At 69.5% G+C, this 4,686-nt stretch carries 3 protein-coding genes; 2 read left to right on the forward strand and 1 reads right to left on the reverse strand.

What is annotated here, in order from left to right; translation table 11 throughout:
• Both STRAU_RS31550 and STRAU_RS31555 read left to right on the forward strand, forming a co-directional pair.
• The coding region (locus tag STRAU_RS31550) for an LCP family protein (RefSeq protein ID WP_037663196.1) at positions 1-1,536 on the forward strand (1,536 nt) is incomplete at its 5' end.
• A 140-nt stretch (positions 1,537-1,676) separates the two neighbouring features.
• Positions 1,677-3,407, forward strand: coding sequence for an LCP family protein (locus STRAU_RS31555; protein ID WP_016644475.1), 1,731 nt, complete (start codon positions 1,677-1,679; stop codon positions 3,405-3,407).
• 82 nt (positions 3,408-3,489) lie between these two features.
• Here STRAU_RS31555 and STRAU_RS31560 read toward each other — a convergent pair whose 3' ends face one another.
• On the reverse strand, positions 3,490-4,527 hold the full coding sequence (locus tag STRAU_RS31560; RefSeq protein ID WP_037663198.1) for a glycosyltransferase family 2 protein: 1,038 nt from the start codon (positions 4,525-4,527) through the stop codon (positions 3,490-3,492).
• Positions 4,528-4,686: the final 159 nt, after the last annotated feature.

Here is a 4,686-nt window from a genome sequence, read left to right on the forward strand (position 1 = left end):
CACGGGCGCGAGCAGGTGCCCGGCCAGCGCAGGCGGCGGTCGGGCCCCGAGGCCGCGGCGGGCGGGCGGCGCAAGCAGCGGCCCAAGAAGAAGAACACCGGCAAGAAGATCGCCATGTGGTCCGGCGGCACGGTGGCCTTCGTGGTCGTCGTCGCCGCGGTGGGCGGCTATCTGTACTACCAGCACCTGAACGACAACATCACGTCCGTCTCCGACGACGGCGCCGGCACCGGCGGGTTCAGCAAGGACCGCGCCATCAACATCCTGCTCGTCGGCACGGACAAGCGCGACGGCAAGGGCAACGCGGGCTACGGCGACGAGGGCAGCGCCGGGCACGCGGACACCACGCTCCTGCTGCACGTCTCCAAGGACCGCTCCAACGCGACCGCGCTGAGCATCCCGCGCGACATGATCACCGACATCCCGGACTGCCCCACCAAGCAGGACGACGGTTCCACGAAGGTCATCCCCGGCTCGAAGCAGGTCCGCTTCAACGAGAGCCTCGGCCAGAACGACCGCACGCCGAGCTGCACGATGCGTACGGTCACGGAGATCACCGGCATAAAGCTCGACCACTTCATGGTGGCCGACTTCAACGCGGTCAAGACGCTGTCCAGCGCGGTCGACGGCGTGGACGTGTGCCTCGCCAAGGACATCGACGACCCGAAGTCGCATCTGAAGCTGTCCAAGGGCGAGCACACGATCGAGGGCGAGGAGGCCCTCGCATTCGTGCGCACCCGGCACTCCGTGGGCAACGGCGGCGACTTGAGCCGGATCGAGCTGCAGCAGCAGTTCCTCAGCTCGCTGATGCGCAAGCTCAAGTCCGGGGGCACGCTGACCAGCCCGAAGAAGATGATAAGTCTGGCGGAGGCGGGCACGAAGGCGCTGACCGTCGACTCCAAGATCGCCGACATAATGAAACTCCGTGACCTGGGCATGGAGCTCGGCAAGCTCGACATGAAGAACCTGACGTTCGCGACCACCCCCGTGGACGACAACCCCGCCGAGAAGACGCCCGTCACGGTCGTCCCCCGGCAGCCGCAGGCCGACAACCTGTTCTCGATGATGCGCGACGACGTGTCGCTGACCGAGGTGAAGAAGAAGCAGAAGAAGGAGAAGGCCGCGGTGGCCGCCCGCCTCAAGGGCCCCAAGGCCGACCCCTCCGACGTGCGCGTCGACATCTACAACGGCAGCGGCAAGACGGGCGCCGCTCAGGCAACTCTCAGCTGGCTGCAGAACAATGAAGGCGTGACGAAGTCCAGCCAGCTCGGCAACGCGCCGAAGAACCTGCCCAAGACGACCCTGGAGTACGGCGCGGACCAGGCCGACCAGGCCCGGCGGCTCGCCCAGCTCATGGGGCTGCCCGCGGCCGCGCTGAAGCCGGGCAAGAGCGAGAAGAACGCTCAGGGGCTGCCCGCGATGGTGCTGACCCTCGGCGCGGACTTCAAGGGAGCGGGACAGTCCATCACCGCTCCGTCGAAGGCTCCGGACGGCGTCCAGAAGGTTGAAGCCGACAAAACTGTGTGTGCCAAGTGACCTGAGGCGGTTGTTTCACGTCTCACAGAACGCCACGCGTGGCGGCGGGCCGGCGACCGCCGCCACGTGGGCGGGCGGCGGCACGCCGCAAGTCGCCATGGGGCGACCGCACTTGGGAAGCAGGGCGGGGAGGGACAGGGATGGGGCAGAACAGTGTCCGTGGGGAGGGAGCGTCCGGCGGGGCGGGGACGCGGGACGGTTCGCCTGACGCGGACCCCGGCGCGCGGGACGCCTCCGACGAGGCGGGGGCTCCTGCGGAGGGGGCCGGTTCTCGTACGGAGGGATCCGGCTCTCGTACGGAGGGCCGTGACGGCGGCCGCGCCAAAGGAGGCAGGGCCGGTCCGCCCGGCAAAGGCGGGGACGGCGGCGGCAAAGGAAAGCCCGCGCCGCGCCGCAAGCGGCGCCTGCTGCGGTGGTCGGCGACGATCCTGTCGGTGCTGATACTCGGGACGGCCGGTGCCGGATACCTGTACTACCAGCACCTGAACAACAACCTGGAGACGGACGACCTGAACCTGGGCGACCACCGGGCCCCCGAGCCCACGCCCAACTCCGCGGGACAGACGCCCCTGAACATCCTCCTGATCGGCTCCGACGCCCGCGACTCCAAGGAGAACCAGAAACTCGGCGGCGCCAAGGACACGTTCGACGGCCCGCCCCTCGCGGACGTACAGATGCTCCTGCACCTCTCGGCGGACCGCAGCAACATGTCCGTCATCAGCATGCCGCGCGACACCCTGCTGACCATCCCCAAGTGCACGGACCCGGACGACGGCAAGGTCTACAAGGAGACCGGGCCGCGCATGATGACGAACGAGTCCCTGGGCCGCGGCGGGCCCGGCTGCACCGTCGCCACCTGGGAGAAGCTGACCAACATCCACATCAACCACTTCATGATGGTCGACTTCTCGGGTGTGGTGTCGATGGCGGACGCGATCGGCGGCGTGCCCGTCTGCGTGGACAAGAACATCCACTCGCGCACCAGCCAGGGCAAGGGCTCGGGCCTGAAGCTGGAGAAGGGCACCACGAAGATCAAGGGCGAGCAGGCCCTGCAGTGGCTGCGCACCCGCTACGGCTTCGAGGGCGGCACCGACATAGCGCGCGCCAAGGCCCAGCACATGTACATGAACTCGCTGGTCCGGACGTTGCGCGAGAACACCGGCCTGACCAGCCCCAACCGGCTGCGCAAGCTCGCCGAGAACGCCACCCGGGCCCTGAAGGTCGACCCGGGCCTCGGCTCCGTCATGAAGCTCTACGGCCTCGGCAACGAGCTGAAGAAGGTCTCGCCGGAGCGTACGACGATGACCACCATGCCGTTCGAGTACTCCGGTTCGCGGGTGGTCCCCAAACCGGGCGACGCGGAGCAGCTCTTCCGCCTGGTGCGCGACGACATCGCGCTCGACGGCAAGGACAAGCGCAAGCCGCCGAAGGAGAAGCTGTCGGACGACCCGGCGGCACCGGACGGCCGGATCGCCCTCCAGGTGCAGAACGGCACCCGCACCGCCACCGAGCCCGCCGTCAGCGGCCGCGCGAGCGCCGTCGCGCAACTGCTCGCCGCCAAGGGCTTCGTGAAGGCGGCCCCGGACACCTCGACGTCGCTCACCGAGAACAAGACGGTCATCCGCTATCCCAGCGTGGAGCTGGAGGGCGACGCCCAGCGGGTCGCCAAGGCCCTCGGCCTGCCGCTGCGTTCGGTGAAGAAGTCGACGGACGTCTCCGGCATCACGCTGATCGTCGGCGCCGACTGGCGCGACGGCGCCAAGCCGGAGAAGGCGAAGAAGCAGGACGACTCGACGCCGGACTCGGCGGACGCCCTGAACGGCTCCGACAAGAACGCCTGCATGAAGGTGGACCCGAACTTCACCTGGTAGACCGGGAGTTGCCCAGGGGGCCGGCTCGGGCCTCCTGGGTCTCCGGTCTTCCGGGCCTCGGGTCTCCGGGATCTCCGGGGCCTCAGGCCCCCTGCGTCTCCCCGATTACCGCAGGGCGCCGCGAGGCGATGACCCGCTTGGCCAGCGAGCGCGGGCTGGTGAGGAAGCCCCAGCCCCACGACATGTGCATGGTCGCGAGCGCCACCGGGATCTCCAGGCGCGCCTTCAGGGGCAGCCCCTTGCCCGCGGGGACGGAGCCCGCGGCGATCGCGGCGAGATAGCCGCCCGGCACGACGAAGCCGAACGGCGTCACAAGGGCGCCCACGACCACGCCCGCGGCGATCGCGCAGACGGCGACCGGCGGCGCGAGGTAGCGCAGGTTGATGGAGCCCTGGTGGTAGCGGGCGACGACGTGGCGCCAGCGGCCGTAGTCCTTGTACTGCTTGGCGAGGGCCTTCACGCTCGGCCGCGGGCGGTACGAGACCTTCAGCTCGGGCGAGAACCAGATGAGGCCCCCGGCCTCCCTGATCCGGAAGTTCAGCTCCCAGTCCTGGGCGCGGATGAACTCCTCGTTGTAGCCGCCCTGCTGCTCCAGGGCCTCGCGCCGGAACACGCCCAGGTAGACCGTCTCGGCCTGCTGCGCCGCGCCGCCCGTGTGGAAGGCCGCGTTGCCCACGCCGATCTTCGACGTCATGGCGGCGGCGACCGCGTGCTCCCAGTCGTTCTGGCCCTCGGCGTGCATGATGCCGCCGACGTTCATCGCGCCGGTCTCCTCCAGGAGGCGCACGGCGGTCGTGATGTAGCCCGGCGAGAGCGCGGCGTGGCCGTCGACACGTACCACGATCGGGTGGCGTGACGCCTTGATCGCGGCGTTCAGTGCCGCGGGCGTGCGCCCCGTGGGGTTGGGCACCGTGTGCACCCGGGAGTCCTCCGCGACCAGCTCCGCGGCGATCTCGTCGGTACGGTCGGTGGAGGGGCCGAGCGCGACGACGACCTCCATCTCGCCCGCGTACTCCTGCTGGAGGATCGCGTGCACGGCTTCACGCAGATGCCGCTCCTCGTTGAGAACCGGCATGATCACGGATACGGCGGGGGGACGCACCCCAGACTTCGCGTTCATTGACGGTCACGTTACCGCGAATGGGGGACAAGAACGCGCGCCGATGGGGTGCCGCCCCGGTCCGCAGATCGTATGGGCCTACGGTTCTCGGGTGCCCGGCCCAGGACCCTGACCGCGGAGGTGTCCCCGCACGTGCCCACGCCGCCCCGCTCCCCCGCA

The sequence above is a fragment of the Streptomyces aurantiacus JA 4570 genome, from assembly GCF_000414115.1.
GTDB lineage: Bacteria > Actinomycetota > Actinomycetes > Streptomycetales > Streptomycetaceae > Streptomyces > Streptomyces aurantiacus_A.